16 protein-coding genes are annotated in these 18,747 nt (G+C 39.9%); 2 read left to right on the top strand and 14 right to left on the bottom strand.

All coding sequences use genetic code 11. The annotated features are described in order from the left end of the window. Window positions 1-8: 8 nt before the first annotated feature. A complete protein-coding gene (locus H5154_RS14415) occupies window positions 9-1,175 on the bottom strand; it encodes an efflux RND transporter periplasmic adaptor subunit (protein WP_182718708.1) in 1,167 nt (388 codons plus the stop codon). A gap of 118 nt (window positions 1,176-1,293) precedes the next feature. Here H5154_RS14415 and H5154_RS14410 point away from each other — a divergent pair, with 118 nt between their 5' ends. Then, window positions 1,294-2,238, top strand: coding sequence for a LysR family transcriptional regulator (locus tag H5154_RS14410; protein WP_182718707.1), 945 nt, complete (start codon window positions 1,294-1,296; stop codon window positions 2,236-2,238). Here the strand turns inward: H5154_RS14410 and H5154_RS14405 are convergent. Together H5154_RS14405 and H5154_RS14400 are read right to left on the bottom strand one after the other, a co-directional pair. After that, window positions 2,235-3,272 (bottom strand): GGDEF domain-containing protein, encoded by a 1,038-nt coding sequence (locus H5154_RS14405; protein WP_182718706.1) that lies wholly within the window; start codon window positions 3,270-3,272, stop codon window positions 2,235-2,237. The two genes, H5154_RS14410 and H5154_RS14405, sit on opposite strands and share 4 nt — an antisense overlap. A gap of 129 nt (window positions 3,273-3,401) precedes the next feature. Continuing rightward, window positions 3,402-4,268 (bottom strand): DUF6279 family lipoprotein, encoded by an 867-nt coding sequence (locus H5154_RS14400; RefSeq protein WP_182718705.1) that lies wholly within the window; start codon window positions 4,266-4,268, stop codon window positions 3,402-3,404. A 533-nt stretch (window positions 4,269-4,801) separates the two neighbouring features. On the opposite strand from H5154_RS14400, the gene H5154_RS14395 reads away from it, so the two are divergent. After that, window positions 4,802-5,527: a tetratricopeptide repeat protein gene (locus H5154_RS14395; protein ID WP_145236141.1), complete on the top strand. Its 726-nt coding sequence runs from the start codon at window positions 4,802-4,804 to the stop codon at window positions 5,525-5,527. A 40-nt stretch (window positions 5,528-5,567) separates the two neighbouring features. On the opposite strand, the gene H5154_RS14390 is transcribed toward H5154_RS14395, so the two are convergent. From H5154_RS14390 to H5154_RS14340, 11 genes are all read right to left on the bottom strand, one after another. Next, window positions 5,568-6,998, bottom strand: a complete 1,431-nt coding sequence (locus H5154_RS14390) for a coniferyl aldehyde dehydrogenase (RefSeq protein WP_259398515.1) — start codon at window positions 6,996-6,998, stop codon at window positions 5,568-5,570. A 110-nt stretch (window positions 6,999-7,108) separates the two neighbouring features. Continuing rightward, on the bottom strand, window positions 7,109-8,584 hold the full coding sequence (locus tag H5154_RS14385; RefSeq protein ID WP_149980112.1) for a DASS family sodium-coupled anion symporter: 1,476 nt from the start codon (window positions 8,582-8,584) through the stop codon (window positions 7,109-7,111). 11 nt (window positions 8,585-8,595) lie between these two features. Then, a complete protein-coding gene (locus H5154_RS14380) occupies window positions 8,596-9,558 on the bottom strand; it encodes a porin (protein WP_182718703.1) in 963 nt (320 codons plus the stop codon). A 228-nt stretch (window positions 9,559-9,786) separates the two neighbouring features. Continuing rightward, window positions 9,787-11,154 (bottom strand): sigma-54 dependent transcriptional regulator, encoded by a 1,368-nt coding sequence (locus H5154_RS14375; RefSeq protein WP_145236154.1) that lies wholly within the window; start codon window positions 11,152-11,154, stop codon window positions 9,787-9,789. Next, window positions 11,151-12,887: a cache domain-containing protein gene (locus H5154_RS14370; RefSeq protein WP_182718702.1), complete on the bottom strand. Its 1,737-nt coding sequence runs from the start codon at window positions 12,885-12,887 to the stop codon at window positions 11,151-11,153. The genes H5154_RS14375 and H5154_RS14370 overlap by 4 nt, the downstream gene beginning before the upstream one ends. 36 nt (window positions 12,888-12,923) lie before the next feature. After that, the gene (locus H5154_RS14365) at window positions 12,924-14,900 is read right to left on the bottom strand and encodes a TonB-dependent receptor (RefSeq protein ID WP_182718701.1); all 1,977 of its coding nucleotides are present in this window, start codon (window positions 14,898-14,900) and stop codon (window positions 12,924-12,926) included. A gap of 118 nt (window positions 14,901-15,018) precedes the next feature. Further along, a complete protein-coding gene (locus H5154_RS14360; RefSeq protein WP_145236163.1) occupies window positions 15,019-15,282 on the bottom strand; it encodes a CBU_0592 family membrane protein in 264 nt (87 codons plus the stop codon). Between the two features lie 194 nt (window positions 15,283-15,476). Further along, complete coding sequence (locus H5154_RS14355) at window positions 15,477-15,713, bottom strand: hypothetical protein (RefSeq protein WP_182718700.1); 237 nt, start codon at window positions 15,711-15,713, stop codon at window positions 15,477-15,479. Continuing rightward, window positions 15,700-16,671 carry a PoNe immunity protein domain-containing protein gene (locus tag H5154_RS14350; protein ID WP_182740071.1) on the bottom strand — a complete coding sequence of 324 codons (972 nt, stop codon included), beginning with the start codon at window positions 16,669-16,671 and terminating at the stop codon, window positions 15,700-15,702. The genes H5154_RS14355 and H5154_RS14350 overlap by 14 nt, the downstream gene beginning before the upstream one ends. Window positions 16,672-16,874: 203 nt before the next feature. Next, entirely contained in the window at window positions 16,875-17,708 is an 834-nt protein-coding gene (locus tag H5154_RS14345) for an ADP-ribosylglycohydrolase family protein (protein ID WP_182718698.1), read from the bottom strand. A gap of 100 nt (window positions 17,709-17,808) precedes the next feature. After that, window positions 17,809-18,555, bottom strand: a complete 747-nt coding sequence (locus H5154_RS14340; RefSeq protein WP_182718697.1) for a hypothetical protein — start codon at window positions 18,553-18,555, stop codon at window positions 17,809-17,811. Window positions 18,556-18,747: the final 192 nt, after the last annotated feature.

The following is an 18,747-nucleotide window of genomic DNA, read 5'->3' as shown; positions in this document are numbered from 1 at the left end:
TATTCGTCCTACTTCTTAGCCATAAGCGTGTGCTGCGCCGTTGGCGATAACGTAAAAGCAACACCAGTTGTGTCTAGGGTCACTGTATTAGGTGAAATCGGCATGCCAGGTCCAACACGCGCAGGACCATTAACCGCAATCACATCGCCAGCTTTTAAGCCCGAGGTAATAGCGCGAAAACTGCCATAGCGCTCACCGGTTGTAACCAGTTTATATTCGAGAATATTGCCTTCACCTACAGTGAGCACAAAGCGATTTTTCAAATCGGTGCCAATTGCTCTATCAGGCACAATAACTTGCTGTGTAACGTCATTGGCCGCTAACTTAATACGTGCAAATGAACCGGCGCGTAAGGCGGTATTTTCATCAAATCGTGCACGCACTCGCAAAGTACCTGTTGCTGCATTGATTTGATTATCAATAAAGTCGATATAACCGGTGTGTGCAAAGCCATTTTGACCCACTTTTTGCATGACTACTTGCTGATGAGCAGCGGCGGTTACTTCATCAAATGAACTATTCCAAGTACGTTCATCAACATCAAAGTAAGCATACATAGTTTGATTTGATACGATTGAAGTCAGTACACTTTGCCCTGCAAGCACATTATTACCTTTGGTAATATTTGCACGCGAGATCACACCATCAATGGGTGAACGTATATCTGTAAATTCTAAATCTAAATTAGCTGCAATTAGCTGGGCTTTTAAGGCAGCAAGTTGTGCTTCACGTTGGCGTAACGTTGAGGTACGTGATTCCGCTTGCTCTGTTGAAATCGCTTTTCGCTCGGTTAATCGCACCGCTCTTTTAGCTTCACTTTGCGCTTGCGATAAAGCGGCTTCAGCACTGACTACTTGTGCCTCTAAACTTGCTACAACCGCAGCATATGGGCGAGCGTCAAGTTTAAACAGTAAGTCACCCTGTTTAACCTCGTCGCCCTCATTAAACGCAATATGCTCAATAACTCCGGCAACACGTGGCATAAGTGATACTTCTTCCGGCGCTTCTAAACGCGTAGTGTAGGTGTGCCAGTTTTGCACTGGCTTAATGATCACCGAGGCAACATCTATTGGTTGAAGATGTGGTTGATTGCTCTGTTGAGCAGGCTCTTCTGCACAACCGGTGAGGGCAAGTGATGCCCCTAAAACTGCAATAGCTATTAAGTGTTTGTTCATGACGACGCTCCATTTAGTGTATTTTTCTATGTTACGGAACATTGTTGTGGACAAAAACCATAGATTTTTAAATTCATTAATGCCAATATGGCATCAATTAAATATTGGTGAGTAATTAATGGATACCACAAGTCGCTTATTGATGTTGTTAGAAGTCGTTGAGCGAGGCTCATTCGCTAAAGCAGCAGAAACCCGTAATATTGATCGTTCAGTGATCTCAAAACAAATAAGTCGTCTCGAAGATGATTTAGGAGTACGTTTACTGAACCGCACCACCCGCTCATTTTCACTGACAGCTGCAGGGGCCGAAATGATTAAAAAGGCCAGTGAGTTGAGGCAACTACTAGGTGAAACTGTACGTTTAGCCGAGAATTATCACCAAGAGCCACGCGGTGTATTAAAAATCACTTCATCAACTATTATCGGCAGGCGTTATCTACAACCTGTGATTAATGATTTTCAAAAACGCTTCCCGCAAGTAGAAGTTGAACTAAGACTCGATGATAAGTTAGTTGATCTGGTATCTGAAGGCTTTGATCTTGCTTTTCGGGTCGGTGAGCCAAAAGACTCATCACTGATCGCACGTAAAATTGCGCGCAATAGATTACTAATATTAGCCGCACCTGAGTTTATTCAAACGTATGGATTGCCAAGTAAAATAGAGGACTTAATTGATTTACCCGCAGCCAGTTATTCCAGCACTTCGTTGCGCGTTGAGGGTATTCGTTATGTAGATCAATATGGTCTACCGCAAGAGCAAAAAATTAAGAGTGTGTTTAGAGCCAATGATGCCGAGGTACTGCTCGATAAAACGCTTTCTGGAACAACCTATGTGCTCGCGCCAGCATTTATTATTAATGATGAAATAAAACAAGGACGTTTAGTGCCCTTATTAACAGACATCAAATTACAAGAATACAGTGCGATGTACGCGGTATATCCACACCGTGATTTACCTGTAAGAACACGGTTATTTTTTGATGCGATACGTGATCACTTAGGTAAAGAAACACCACTTTGGGAAAGTAACATTCCCGGTTTCGAGCACATGTATCAAGGTTAAGAAACCTGTTCTAGTTTTGCTGAGTATTGCTGCGAGTCAGAATAAACGTTATTTCGACCATGTTTTTTTGCATAATAAAGTTGCTCATCTGCTGCTTTAATCGCTTGTTTTAGGCTATCGCCATCACGATAAGCAGCTAAACCGATACTTGCTGTTAAACTTATTTCACGCTCACCAACATTGATAGCCGTACTTTGCAAACCGACTCTGATATTTTCAGCAATTTGATAAGACTCCTGTTGATTCGAATCAGGAATGAACAGCGCAAACTCTTCGCCACCAGTACGAAAAACTCGCCCCTTGTTAAGTGTTTCTCTTAATATAGTGGCAATTTCGACCAGAACTTGATCGCCCACATCATGACCAAATTCATCATTTACTTTTTTAAAGTAATCGAGATCTAGCACCATAATAAATAAATTAATTTTGTCTACCAGCTCAACTTCAAAGTAATGGTTCATTGCTAAACGGTTGCCGGTGTTTGTCAGCGGATCTAACAAGGCAAGGTTTTCTAATCGTTCTGCAAATTGTGCTCGACTCGCTTCAAAAGTATGTGCAATGACCCAAATGCTCAAATAGCTAAAGCTCATATTTAGGTACAGGTTAAGGTCTAAAAATGGTGCTAAAGAGGTTTTACTAGTAAACACAGCGGTTTGTATACACACCAATAATAGCGATAGATAATAGCCGCGTTTACATCCTAATAATAAATAAAATAATACGGGTAAGGTAAAGGTCCAAATGAACAAACCGCTCCTCATCGCAGCTAGGTAAGTTCCCAAGGTTACTAATAGCATAATACAAAGGCACAATAATAACGGCTGCCAAGTCTGAAATTTTCGTGTCCGAGCATAGTTAAAAGTATAAAAACAATAAATAGCAAACACCCCTTCTAAAATCCCTAATGAGTAAAAGTCATTAATAAAAAGATTAAAATAGGTAAAAACACTCGCTAAAATTCCGAAACAGAAACAAATCCATTTCAGTAAATTTTCACGTAATACTTGAGCGCTATCTAAGGCTGCGATATCCATTGATTAACTTTAATTCGAACGAAAAAAAGTCAGTCTAACGGTTAATTGAAAGAGTACAAGCTCTATTTGTTTTTGATATATTCATTTTTATAAAAAATTTTTAAAATTAAGATCTTAGTAACTAACAGCCTATTCATCATTAATTAATTGTTCTATATCTTCTAACATATCGGAGAACTCAGCATTAGCATGTTGGCGCTGTTTTGCTGTCAACGTGGCTCTTAAACTCACAAGTAAACGCGCATAGCGCTTTGAATTTTCAGCATCTAAGCGAATTAATTGGTCACTCATAAACACCTCTCGCTCAGTAATGACAGCTGATAATTGGCTAATAAACTGATCGCGGCTAAGTTGGCTATCAAAAAATACCTGTTTGAGTTTATCCAGCCGAGTTTGCTTGTAAGCTTGCCTTAATAAAAATGTTGCTTGAAATTCGCTGTTCGCTTGGGTGATCAAAGACACTTGTTGTTCACTCAGTTTACCAAGCCACTGTTTATAAGTATCTAACTGACGTTCAAGGCGATCTTGCTCACGCTGTGTTGGGGTTTGCTCATTATACTCGTCACTTTCTGTGGTTATATCCTCTGCAATGGCAGCAACAAATTCTTCTCTTTGCTCCGTGGATAAACCAATAGCAAGTTCAATAAGATCGTCTCTTACATACATAACTAACGATTGCCAATGTGTTTTAAAACCTTGAAAATACGTTAATAATGCTTGCTCTGAAGGGTCTTCATCAAGTAGCTTTTGTAATGCCAACAGATCCTGTCGATACAAAGGTAATTGCGTCTTACGATGCCAATCCCGACTTTGCTTAATTAAGTCTTTAGCTTGTTTGCTTTGCTGCTTCGATAAATCAACGTAGTCATCAATCCAAAACGCCGATAACCAGCCTATATTATTGTAGGTAAATGTAGCTGAGCACCCAGTCAGAGCTAATAGCAACACACCAACTACTGCGAACTTATAATTCAAGCACATGTTTTTTATCGACATTTTTTATTTTTCTTACGATTATTTATAGCACTACGTTAATCAACTTAGCGCATTATGTAAATGAGGGAATTAAAATAAAACCGAACAAATAGAAATAATTATCATTTAGCTATTGACGCACACTCAAATACAAGTAATAATCGATCGCATCAACACCAAGCAGCCCAACACGACAGGTTTGCGCTTCTTGTAAGAATTGAACGTACCGACCTCAGTGCCCTAGGGAAGATCGACCAGTAAGGATGCTGGGCCCCTTTAGTACAAAGTTGTTGATGAAGATGGTGACGCTTCGAGCATATTACTTACTCGACCCAAGTAATATAATTAAAAGATCACACTCACTTGCTACATTGCTCATATCGGTGACGGTTGATATGACCCAAAAAGCCCCATCAGGGGCTTTTTTTATTCCTTTAAATTTTCTGTAATATCTGTATCTTATGTCTAAGTTTTATCATTTATAGTGCGAAGCTGGGCAATTGTGGTTGTTGAGACTAAAATTAAACAGTAACACGCTAATTGGAGGTATTGTCATGTGGCAGCCGAAGTTTAAGATATTGTTGATGGTCGGTGCACTTAGCATCTGTGGTGTTGCTCATGCGGGACTTGAAGAAGGGATCCGCGCAGCCAATGAAGGTCAATTTGAAGATGCACTTAGAGAGTTTAACTACCTTGCAGAAAAAGGCTTTGCACCAGGAATTTACGAGCTAGGGCAGCTATATGAAGGTGGCCACGGCGTAACGCGCGACTATCACAAAGCTGCTGAACTTTACCAGCAAGGCGTTAAAAAGAACCACGTCGACTCAATGTTTGCATTAGCTGTACTTTATCAAGAAGGTAAAGGCGTTAAACTTGATAAACAAATGTCAGTTTCACTCTTTAAGCAAGCCGCGGCAAAAAACTTACCTGCTGCTCAGTTTAACTTGGGTGTGATGTACGCCAACGGCGATGGCGTTGCGCAAGATTATAAAGAAGCTATTAAATGGTATGAAAAAGCCGCTGGTAATAATTATACGCTAGCACAGTTTAATATGGCGCTGATGTATTTCGAAGGCCATGGAGTCGAAAAAAACATCGAAAAATCATACATCTGGAACACTGTTGCTGAGTATAATGGTAATTTAGATGCCAGTCACAGTCGCAAGCTAGATGAGCGCAAGCTGATGCCTGCGCAAATTGCAGAAGCCAAAGAAAAAGCTGATGCATTGTATGAAAAAATCCAAGCTGGGCTGTATGCGGGCGAAGATCGGATGTTTTAACTGCCAGTTAAAACGCTATTGGATTGTACTTAACGCCAATTTATGGCCGCAAGTACAACCATTTAAGTATTTTAATCAATATCTTATTTTGCGCCAGCAACAATCCCAATTTAGGATTAAAACCACCCGTTTTCAATGTATTACGTGCATGGCTAAAAGTTAAAAAGCCTTCTATACCGTGATAGTTTCCCATCCCAGAAGGACCTAAGCCACCAAATGGCGCATCATCAGCAGTCACCTGCATTAAGGTGTCATTTATTGCGAAGGTACCACTTTGTGTTTGCTGTTGAATACCTTCATTGATTTGTTTATCTTGCCCCATTATGTACAAAGCTAACGGCTGAGGACGTTGATTTATGTATGCAATCGCCTGAGGTAAAGCTTGATAACTGACAATCGCAAGAATTGGTCCAAACAGTTCTTCTTGCATCAACTTCATATTGTCATTCACATCAGTCACAATGTGCAAACCAAGACGATGCTTATATTCGTCGCTTTGGTTTTCATCTAACGGCTTAATTATCTGTGCGCCCTGTTGCTGTGCATCTGCCAATAAATCGGTTAAACGCTGAAAATGGTGGTGATTAATAACCGAGGTTAAATTTTTCCCCTCGACACCTAAGTTATAATGTTTTTTATATAAGCTACAGAGACTTCTGACTAACTGATGCTGTAAGTTTTCCGGCACTAAAACATAATCGGGGGCAACACAGATTTGCCCTGCATTGGTCATTTTACCAAATAAAATAGCTTTAGCTGCCTTATCTATATCCGCTTGCGCGGTAATGATAACGGGCGATTTGCCACCTAACTCAAGAGTTACTGGGGTAAGGTTTTTACTCGCAGCGGCCATAACATGGCGCCCTACAGCTGTAGAGCCGGTAAAAAATAAGTGTGCGAATGGCAAACAGCTAAACTGTTGACTTAATTGCGCTTCACCTTCGATCACTGCGCAATGTTCGCTAAGCTCGCCGATAAATAGTTTTTTGATTACTTGATTGGTGTGCGGAGTAAATTCACTGACCTTTAATAATACCCGATTACCTGCGGCAATTGCGGTTATCACCGGCACGATTGATAATTGAATTGGGTAATTCCATGGAGAAATTATTCCCACCACTCCTTTGGGTTGATAGCTCACAGCAACTTTTGATGGCGCTAGGCTCAAACCCGCTTTTCGTGGTGAATTTTTTGCCCATTTAGGTAAATGCTTGATGGTGTGGCTGATCGTTTTGACCGTAGGCAGTATATCACCCAAAATCGTATCAAAAGCAGTGCGAAAGCCAAAGTCTTTCGAGCTTGCAGCTACCAATTCAGCCTCTAATGCCAACAGTTCACGTTTTAAAGATTTTAATAAACGGATCCGCTGTGATAATGCTAAATATGGCTGGGCATCAAAATGCAGCTGCATTTCATCAAATTGCGCTTTTAGCTCAGGGTTACATACAGTGCCAGTGTCAGACAAAAGCATACTCATAAACAAAATAAAGATTTAACCACTATAACTTTGTTTCTTAGCAGGGGCAATATAGAGCGCTATCAACAAACGAATAGCGCTCCGGTTGGGTAACTTTGAATTACTTAAAAATTAAATACCGATGCAGCAAGGGTCATAGTGACAAATGTGATCAGCGCAATTGCAACAATATTTAATGCAAAGCCGGCTTTGATCATATCCCGCATTTGAATTTGCCCAGAACCAAACACAATGGCATTAGGCGGGGTCGCTACAGGCATCATAAACGCACAACTACAGGCTATAGCCGCAGGAATAACCCAGACCAATGGCGAACCTGTGACTGACTCAGCGACAGGGCCAAGAAGTGGTAAAAATCCAGCTGCGGTTGCTGTATTACTGGTGATCTCAGTTAAGAAAGTGATTAAGGTTGCAATTGCTAATACACTCAATACTAATGGAATGGCGCTGACGCCTTCAATCATATGAGCTATGTATTCAGCCAAACCTGATGACTTTATTTGTGCCGCTAGGGTTAAGCCACCACCAAACAACAATAACACTCCCCAAGGAACTCCTGCCGCACTTTGCCAGTCAAGAATACGTTCATCACTGCCTTTATTAGCAGGCAAAACAAATAATAATAATGCAGCAGCAATGGCAATACCGGTATCCGATATTTTTAAACCAGAAAAATCAGCGATCAGAGGTCTAAATATCCAGCACACAGCTGCAAATAAAAACACACATAACACCCCTTTCTCAGCGCGTTGCATGGTGCCAAGACCTTTTAACTGCGAGCTAAATAGTGACTTGGTGTCGACTTTTTTAGATTTTTCATCCGTTTTATCAACTTTGTAAGCAAACTTGGTCAGCCACAACCAACAGATGATCAACATAGTCAGTGACAATGGCACACCCACCATCATCCATTGCGCAAAACCAATTTCAATTTTATAACTATCTGATAAATAAGCGGCCATCAATGCATTCGGTGGCGTACCAATTAATGTTGCAATGCCGCCAATGCTGGCACCATAAGCAATAGAAAGTAACAGTGCTTTACCAAAACCATTATTATTTGGATTAGATTTTTGCACTAAATGGGTGATAGACATAGCAATAGGTAACATCATCACTGCTGTTGCAGTATTTGACATCCACATAGATAAGAATGCCGTTACTAACATCATCGCTAATATCTGCAAACTCGGTTTTGAGCCCGCGTAGAGCATAGTACGTAAAGCAATGCGCTTGTGTAAGCCCCAACGTTCCATCGCAATGGAAATTAAAAAGCCACCTAAAAACAAAAATATTAAGGGGTGCGCATACGGTGCAGCGACACTTTTTATCGCAGCAATGTCAGCCAACGGAGAAAATACCAACGGCAATAGCGCCGTAGCTGGGATAGGAACTACTTCACTCACCCACCATGATGCCATCCAAAATGCTAATCCTGAAGTACGAAGAGCAGCGGTACTCATGCCAGCAGGAGGATCGATCAAACACGTAAGTAACATGACCGCAGGGCCCAATAACAGCAGCAACATCTGTATCATTGGATTTTTTTCAGGTTTATCGTCTAAAGTTTGTGTGCTCATATTCAACCCCTTTAAAATTTATACTTTAAGCCAAGGGCTAAGCTACTATCCGTTTGCTGTTGCAAATCTAAGTCAGTATAGAATAAGTACGCGGTAGTTTGTTTATCAAATAAATAATCCACACCTGCAGTCCACTGGCTGCCCTTTGTACTTTGGCGAATAGTTGAGTCATCACTGGCAAATTGTAGTTTTGGCTGCCATTTGTCAATGGTATAACTGGCACTCAACACATAGCCGTTTCCTGATTTAGTACCATCTACTGACTCACTGTGCTGGTAAATAGCACCTAGTTGTAAATCACTTTTTTGCCACGCGCCAACGATGCGACTGGCGTTGATATTATTGAGTGAATCAATATGGCTGATCGCCACATAATAATTTTTATTTTTTAAACCACGGTCACCATAAATTAACGTAGCGGCATAACCGGCTTCATTATTGGCACTGTCATCCTTCAAAGCATAGGTAAGTGATAGCTGAGCACCCGCATATGATTTTGAACTATACGTTATGGTATCACCAAGGCGATCTTGACCCGGTAGTAATTGAGCAATATCGGCTTGAGTTTCATTGAAGTTATCAACTTTACCTTCTGAATACTTAAAGCGTGTATCGTTTCGACCAACTACAACTTCACCAAAATTTCCCGCTAAACCTAAATATGTATTACGGGCACTAAATGGCTCATCGGTATCATCGTGCTCAAAGCCCTTTACTTGCACTTCGTATTTAAATACCGCTTTTAACGAGTCAGTGAGTACATGTTGCCCTTTCACACCAATGCGTGAAAAAGGCGCATCGATTTGCGTTCCTTTTTTAGCATAGCGCATTACACCGTTGTCAGTATTAGCAATTTGCACTTCTGCTTTACCATAAATGTCATACTCTGCGGCATGAACACTTTGTCCAAAGCAAGCTGCTGCAAAACTCGTTGCTACAAAAACAGGGGTTAGCTTTTTGTCTATTATTATCATTGTGTGCCCTTATTATTAGGATCATTTGTTGTTCCCGCTAATAAAGGCAAGTTTACTGCCAACTGCTTATAAAAAAGTAAAATTCAATATATTCAAATAGTTAAATTTAAAATTAAATTATACTTACAATAAAGTGTGCGGGATCCCACACACTATCAAAACGTCTGTGTCACCGTTTCCACCCATCAAATTAAGCTGAGCAGGTAAATCACTTAAGCAAAGCTCTGGTTAATCAATAAACATGTCACGATTGAGGCCATATTTACTCATTTTGTCATACAAGGTTTTACGGGCAATCTGTAAGGTATTCATAGTTTCTTTAATACTACCTTGGTGGCGCTCAAGGGCTTCTTCGATTAAAGATTGCTCATAAAAGCACACTTTTTCCGCCAAACTCAGATCGGGCGATAACTCACTGCCATTATTATTTTCGGTATTGGCGAACGCTAATTCAGCACCCAGCAGCACCGCTCGTTCAGCTTGGTTTCTAAGCTCTCTGACATTACCTGGCCACTGGTAACTAAGTAAACGCTGTAATATATCGCTACTTAGAGGAGCCGGAGGTTTATGAAAACGAGTCGCGGCAATAGAGCTAAAATGTTTGAATAATAAAGGAATATCAGCTTTCCTATCACGCAATGCCGGAATACTTACCCTCACTAAATTGAGTCGATAATATAAGTCAGCTCTGAAGTCCCCTTTTTCGACCAAGGATAATAAATCAACTTTGGTTGCCGCAACGATACGTATGTCTAAGTCAACGGCGGTATTAGCGCCGACGGGGGTCACTTTTCGCTCTTCTAAAACGCGAAGTAACTTTACTTGTAATGATGCCGGTGTGCTTTCTATCTCATCTAAAAACACCGTACCACCTTGAGCAAACTCAAACTTACCTTGGCGACTGTGTGTTGCCCCTGTAAACGCGCCACTGGCCGCACCAAATAGTTCACTTTCAATCAGTTGCTCTGGTATGGCACCACAGTTAATTGCCACAAAATTACAGTTTGAACGGCTGCTTTGGTCGTGTAAAAAGCGTGCAACTAACTCTTTACCGGTGCCAGTTTCACCTTCAATCATTACATCTGCGGGAGTGTCGATCACCGCATTGAGCAAGTGCATCATTTGCTGCATTTGCACGGTTTCCCCTAAGATCCGTACACCTGGGGCTGACGTTTTTTCTACCGCTAGTTTTAAAGCACGATTTTCCATTACCAAGGCACGCTTATCGCACGCTCTGGCAATGCAATCTAATAACTGCTCAGTGAGAGGTTTTTCAAATAAGTCGTAAGCTCCTAATTGCATTGCTTTAACAGCCACTGATACATCAGCAAATCCAGTCAGAAAGATCACCGGTAATTCGCTATCAAATGCTTGAACTTGTTCTAAAAAAGCCAGTCCATCCATTTTCGGCATATTAATATCACTGAGCACCACCCCGTTAAAACGACGATTAAGTTTTGATAAAGCACTCATTGGATCGCTAAAACACTGTACTTGATAGCCTTCGAGTGTCAGCAATTGGTCAAGTGAATCGCGGATCATCGCTTCGTCATCAATAACAATGACCTGTTTACAATCAGTTGCTAACGTATTCATAACGCTCCTTTAGTACTTGCTAAGGTAATAATGAATTGAGCACCACCGCCAGGGCGATTATGCGCACTTAAACAGCCATTAAATGAATTAATAATTTGCTTAGAAATAGATAGCCCTAAGCCAAGGCCATTAGTCGATTTAGTGCTATAAAAAGGCTCAAAAATAGTCCCAAGCGCATGTAACTCGATACCAGGCCCAGTATCCAAAATAGACAGCTTAACGCGGTCGTCAAACTGCTCTATCTCAAAACTCAGCTCTCGCACAGTACTGTCAGCCATTGCTTGGCTGGCATTGGTGATCACATTCACTAATACTTGCTCAAATTTAATGCCATCAACCCATACTTTTACAGTGTCAGCGATATCAGCGGTGTTAACGTTGACATCATCCTGCTTTAATTGCGCGGAGGCGATCACCATGGCATTTTTAAGTAACTGGTTTAAGCTTTGCTCTCTTAACTGTGTTTGTGCCGGTTTACTAAAGTGCTTTAATTGTCCAACAATTTTATGTACTCGTTCGATCAACGATTGCACAATAACAATATTTTCAGCTGCCTTTGCAATATCACCTTTGGCAATCAAGCGTTTAGCACTAACCAAATACGTACTCATTGCACTCAAGGGTTGGTTAATCTCATGATTAATACCCGCGCTGAGTTGACCTATGGTGGCCAATTTGGCTGTTTGCACCAGCGCTGTTTGTGCTTTTTCGAGTGCATGGGTGCGCTCTATAACTTCTTGCTCAAGGCTATGACGAGAAAAAAGTAATTTTTTATAGCCGGCAAAACGTGCCATTAAACTGTAAAAAAGCATTAACCCCCCAGCATAAATCACACTCAACCAAAACAATCGCCCTAGTTGATTAATATTCACCGACGATATATCAACAAGCACAGTTATTTTTGCATTAAGTCGCTCAATCGGCGCACTTGCAGGCATATATTTACTGCGTTTATTCGCATCATTAACGTATAACAGGGGCATCCCTTGGCTAATAATGTGCTCAGCAGTGATAACTTTTGGTACATACTCTAGGTAGCGTCGGCTTGTCGTAAAGTGTTGATAGTCTGCTGCTGTGAGGCTATGCAACGAATTGAGTCGCCATGAGGGGCTATCGGACATAGCAATAATATTATCGTCTAAGCTTAAATAAAAATGGCTAGCGTGGGACGCATTCAGTAATTGTCGATCAGTTTCAAACTTAGATACATTCACTTTTAAGGTGACCACACCTATTACTTGGCCATCGCGATAAATCGGTTCAGAAAAATAAATACCCCGTTCTTTAGATCGTAAACCAAGAGCAAAATAGGCAATTTTGTTACCCGCCAATGCCTGAGAAAAATACGGACGAAATGCAAAGTTATTACCGATATAACTGTAATCAAGTTGCCAATTGCTCGATGCAATAACATCCCCTTCACGATTAAGGACATAGACGTCTGATGCACCACTGGCTTGTTGGATATCAGCCAAGTAATTATTAATAGGCTGCACGGGCTGATCAGTATCACTGAGAAATGCAGTGAGTAACTGGTTATCAGTAACTAAATGAGGAATAGTTGCAAAACGAGAGAGTTCGGTATCAAGATAATTACGCAATTGACCCACTTGGAGTTCAGCTTGCTGCTTTGCTTGACTTAAATCATAGTGTCGGCCAAATAAAAAACTAAGCAACAATACACTAATTAAAATGGCAACAGCGATTAATATTTTTCGGGGAAAACGCAGCATGATCAACCAAAGGGCACACCTGAGCGTCCCTAAAACTTAAAATTTGATTTGATAGTGTAACGAGTATTCACTGCCGACACCAGCAACAGTGCCATCTGTAACTCTTGGATCGTACACACGGTAGTGCTTATCTAAGAGATTATGGGCTTTAAAACTAATTTCACCGCGTGCAGAAAATTGCCAACTCACAGCCCCGCCGAGCAAAAAGTAAGCCGGTTGAGTAAAGTCGCTTGTCATTGTCGGGCCACTGACGGCATCGCGCCAAACACTATTGAGGCTCAGCACCCATTGCTGATGATGATAATTAGCAATCACACTAGCAAAGCGCTTAAACGTTGGCTTAATTGGCGTATCAAAATACTCGCTGTAAGTCGCTTCCACTGATAAATCACTAGTAATGTGGATCATGCTATCTAATTCAACACCACGATTAATGTCATCTAATTGGTTTTCAAAGGTAAACTGATTATTGGCAGCTGAATTCGGCACTAGATTAATAAAATCAACAAGTTGATTATAAAAAAGCACCGAATTAATATGCCAATCTTGTCCCTCGTAGCGCCAAACAAGCTCTGTGGTTTTAACATATTCAGACTTTAAGTTTGGATTGCCCTTAGTCACATCATCATCTGAATACAATTCATTCGTCACAGGAGTGCGAAACGATTCACCGTATTGTAATTTAAAAGTATGCGCGCGAGTTGGTGAGTAGATTGCGGAAATGCGCGGCGATAATTTACTGTCTATCGCTTTAACATCATCATAACGTGCCCCTAAAAATAAGGTCAATTGCTCAGCAAAAGGCACTTTGATTTGCCCATAAATACTTCGGGTTTCAAAAGTCGATTGCAAACTCTGAAATGGCGCATAATTACTGATTGTAACAATCCCCCCTTGATAAAACGGATCTTCAACAATAATTTCACCGCTGTTAATATCAAAATAATTAACACGTAAGTCCGCTTTATGTTGCTCTGCGCGGCTATATTGCAAGCCTGAGTTGATTGACCAACCATTATTAAATTGCTGACTGGCCTCTACACTGACTGTTAAATCCGTTGTATGCCAATCAGGACCAACAAAAAAATCATAACTAGCGTTAGGTAAAGTTGCTGCAGGTGCGATTAATCCTGCACTTTGTATTTGATGATGTGCATACGCTATTTTTGTAGCCAAAGTACGTGTATCAGTTTCAAGCCAATCATAACCTACAGATAGGAAAGTATTCTCACTACGATGTTGATTACTGTCAGAATAACCACCAAGGTTTAAAAACTCTTTCAGTTCAACATGATTATAACGCGCTCTCACAGCCAGTTTATTGATATCGACACCCGCTTCAAAGTAAACTGATTGCAGTGGATCGTTTACCCCTTGTGGATAACGCTTACCACTTTTTTGGTTATACGCGCCATTAGCAAATAGATGTGTTTGCTGATTAACTTGATGACTAACCGAGAATGCAGCGCTGGTTTGACCTACATTACCCACAGCCAGCGACATTTCATTATTTTGGCTTTTAGTCACTATATTCATCACCCCTAAGAATGCATTACTGCCATATAAAGCAGAGCCAGGGCCACGTATAAATTCAACTTTATCAATAACTTCTACAGGTATATAAGGCATATAAACTGACGCTTTGCCAAATGATGACTCATTTAAACGTTCACCATTGATCATCACTAAGATATTGCCGCTATCAAGGTAAACACCTCTTGCGTGATCTTTTGGTACAGCGCCTACCCAATCACCACGAGTAGATTGCATACCAGGAACAAAATTCATCAATTCAAACGCATTATTCACCCCAAGTAAGGCTATTTTTTTGCGATTAAAAACAGTGATAGTTGAGGGGGCAGAAGCGAGAGTTTCTAAGGTTTTTGAGGCAATATCGACATGAACGTCAAGCAAATCTTCAAAGCTAAGCGCAAATAAATCATCAGCGTCGCTCGCCAGTAAGGGGGCTGTGTTAACACATAAAAAAAGACATGCTGTTAGCTTTAAAATCATTACGCCGCTTTACACCTATATTTTTCATTGGAGTTAGCACATCATAAGTAACGTGCTATTTACAATATTAATACAAATACGCGACGGCGTGAGAGTTTTTCTCTATTAATTTATAAATTTAGGCTACAGCTGAAATCTGCTTAGCTTTTAGGTATTTATATAAACCAATTAATGAGGCTGCGATCCAAAATATTTCAATCACAAAACTTGCTAAATTAAAGTTATAACAAAGACTTATAAGCAACAAAATAGCGCCAGATAAATTCATCATGTTATATAAAAGCCCTGTTGGCGTGGCTTTACCCAGTTGTAGCATAAAAAACGCGCCAACCACTAAAAACGTACCTGTCATACCAACAATATCAAATAAAAGTGCAATCACGGGTGTCCCCTATCCTTTTTAATCATACCCAACAAACTGGCCCATTCCATGGGGAGGGTTGTTTTCAATCATTGAAACAGCAAACCGGGTAAGTTTAGCAGCCTCGCCAAAAGCGCACAGGATAAATGTCCGTATTTGAACTGAATAACCCCATATTTATCAGAGACTCTTGAACTTTAATTCAAATAATTGTGCTATTCATAACGAATCGACTCTAGCAAACGCTCTATTATAGGTAAGCAGTGTGTTTTATCTTTTTCCATAAAGGTAAACGTTAAAACCATAAAATATTTGTCAAATTTTAAAGCGTATACCATGTAAGAAGTGACTTCAGTTTCGCCTTTCCAAACGCCTTGCATCAATTGTTCTTTAACAGTGCCAATGGGGAGGTTTCGTTCATTTTCAACTCCAACCCGTTTATACCATGGCATATGCTTCATACCTCCCTGACGCAAATGAGTCTAATGTATTTTCGTCACTTAGATACACAGTACCGGCACACTCCAAACCTTCATCATGGGTGATTAATGATAAACGTTGTTCACTCTCATTTAGCCAAGCACCATCAAGCGATAGACTTAGTCGAGTTAAGCCAGGGTAAGTGATTGTATTTAATGCCTGCTCTTTTTGTTGAAGCTCTTTTTTAACGCCCTTTTCTTTCGGTAACTGTTCTGGTAGATCAAAAAAACCATAAGGAAAATATTTACCAAAATGAGTGTTTTTTAGGCTTATACCACGCATTTTTGCGACAGCAGCGGCTTCTACTGCCCAGTACCCAAAATAACCTATATGATAATCATCATTGTGGCTATTGTACCAATGTAAGCCTTTATAACGAATGTACCATTTTTTAGAATACTTTTTCAGTTCTTCTAAAAATTCACAATCGTCACTAATATTTGAGATAGTCAAAATTTGACCGATTTTTTTAAGGCGAACATCTTGACCTAGCTGTACATTGTTTGAACGATAACTCAACAGTTTTGCCAATATATAGCCATTACTGCCGCTACTTTGCCATTTTTCAGCCAATAATGCCCACGCTTTATCACTAACATCAACCAAAATAGCCAATGAAATAAGTTTGACTAATGTATATACACTATGTGGATAGCTACTCCACTCATTGTCTGTTTTAAGATAGTAAGTGATAGTCCGCTCGACTGTTTCTCTTATTGTGTCAATACTATGACCGAGTGAAAACTGACAGATTGATAATTCTATCCCAACGTTTATTAAACTATCTGATATTCTTTCCAATTGTTCATATTCAAGCTTTTGCGATCCAAGCATTTTCGATTCAATAACATTTTCACCATGCGCTAACATGCCCATTCTATTCGCATAGAATTGTTTTAATTTTCCTTCACGATTTGGGTAATCCCGCATTACATTAGCCACCATTAATTTGAGTCACTCTGGCAGCCTTACCACGAGGTATTTTTGGTATGCCACCACTAACATGAACAATTTTTGAATAAGTAATTGTTCCATTATCAGTTGTCCTAGCCAACACAGGATATAGTTGGATTTCATTGTTTTTCGGGGGATTACTATTTTTTTAAAGTGTTTATGTAAATACGTTAGGTTAATCACAAAAACTTATTCTTAAGTTGAATGTCTAAATCTCTGAGATAATCTAATCCAAAGTTGTCCTTAGAAAAATTAGTAACGAGCTTATTTGGAAGAGTTTTATCAACACCATCATAACAACTTGCTATTCCGCAGCAAATTGACGCGACACTGTCTGTGTCTCCTCCAAAATCAACAGCTGACTTTATCAAAGCTTCATAGCTAAAATGCTGCATTAGGTTAGACATTACTGCGGCCAAAGTATCTTCTGACACTGCACGAACTCTTCCTTGCCAATTAGCATTAAACTTGTAACCTCGAGATGCAAGATACTCCGGCAATGTTTTAAGAGTCGCTTTGCTGTACAAGCCTGCATGTGGGGCAAGAGCAATGCAAACAGCAGCATCGACTGCAATTTGATGGTCATGAGTAACACGTGCTTGTATTGTGGCGTTGCGTATTACTACATCTTCATCTTTAAAAAAACCAATTGGTACAGCTCGCATCATTGCCCCATTGCCAAAGCTATCCGTTTTAACTAACCTTGCAAAATGGTCTGCATTTCTCGCCTCAGAAAATGCCGTTTGTAGTCGCTTTGCGTAGCCATGCACAGGATCACGTATATAGCATTGAAAAAATGCCTCGGCTATATGGGCTTCAGTCCAGTCAACGTCGTTTAGCATTAACTCAGACAGCGCTAATGACATTTGAGTGTCATCAGTATAACACCCAGCAATGTTAGACAATTGATGCGCACGAAAGGTCTCGAGGTTATTTTCGGCTGATATAATTTCCTGATCTACAAACTCAAAACCCGCACCATATGCATCGGCAATTGCTATTTCTACCAACATAATATTTAACTCATTCTAAATTCGGAAAAAGTGATTATATAATACCCTTTTGGTTGAAAGTAAAAGGAATACTGTTATCCAATCACTTGTTTCTATAAAACTACTTGTTAATGTTTTTAAACATGGCATTAAAAACTTGCTCTGCTGATTGGTTATCTTCACGATGTATGTCATTTGCCGCAATCTTCTTTAAAATTGATATAAAGTCTTCATCAACTCTTAGCTTATTGTACATATCTTGGCTTAAAAACGCATACATAATACCATAGCCGCTTTCACCTACACTTCTGTTATATCGACGAAAACTTCTGGTAAGTATCCCTGTCTTCGTTTCAAAATTTGCAGCAAAATAACGCTCAAAAAAAAGTTTTGAATTAAGCGCCTCATCGATACCAGTTTGTAATAATTCTTTTGCCCTTTTTTGTACTAATTCATATGAAGTATCAAAATTAAAATTGAAGTGATAACCGGGCAGAAGAAACGTGCCTATTTTATCACCTTTTACATCTTTAAGTGCGTATTTTAAAAATTCACAGCCTGTTTCTTTATCAATACTAACTGTCGCTTCTACCACACACCCACAATCAAGCTCATACTTATAAATTTTATTCTTAAGTGAAAGTATTCGCTGTTCAATTGAGACACGTTTTCCGGTAGCACTATCAAAAACATAGAAATTTTTACTTGATGAACCATCTTCGAAATTAACACTTTCTTCCACTACAAAATGAGAGTCATTTTCAATGTAATATACATTAGTTATTTCACCGTACTCTAAGTCAGACCGAAAATCGGCCCGACTTAGAGGGTGAATCAAACTCTGAATATTTGAGTTACCTGTTACCATATCAATCTACCTGTTTCATATATAGCACTATCGGGGTCAGACCTCAGGGAAAGAGCATGAAAAAAGTCTATGATTTCAATACCTTTTCAAGGTAATCTGTACTGCGCATAGCTTTTTTCTGTTTTGCGGGCATGCCTTTATTAAAGCTTGTTTCTGCTTTTAGCTGATTAAATGCGATGTGTCTCAGCCCCG

This window comes from Pseudoalteromonas sp. SR44-5 (assembly GCF_014163675.1).
Classification (GTDB): domain Bacteria; phylum Pseudomonadota; class Gammaproteobacteria; order Enterobacterales; family Alteromonadaceae; genus Pseudoalteromonas; species Pseudoalteromonas rhizosphaerae.
This window is presented reverse-complemented; position numbering and strand designations above follow the sequence as displayed.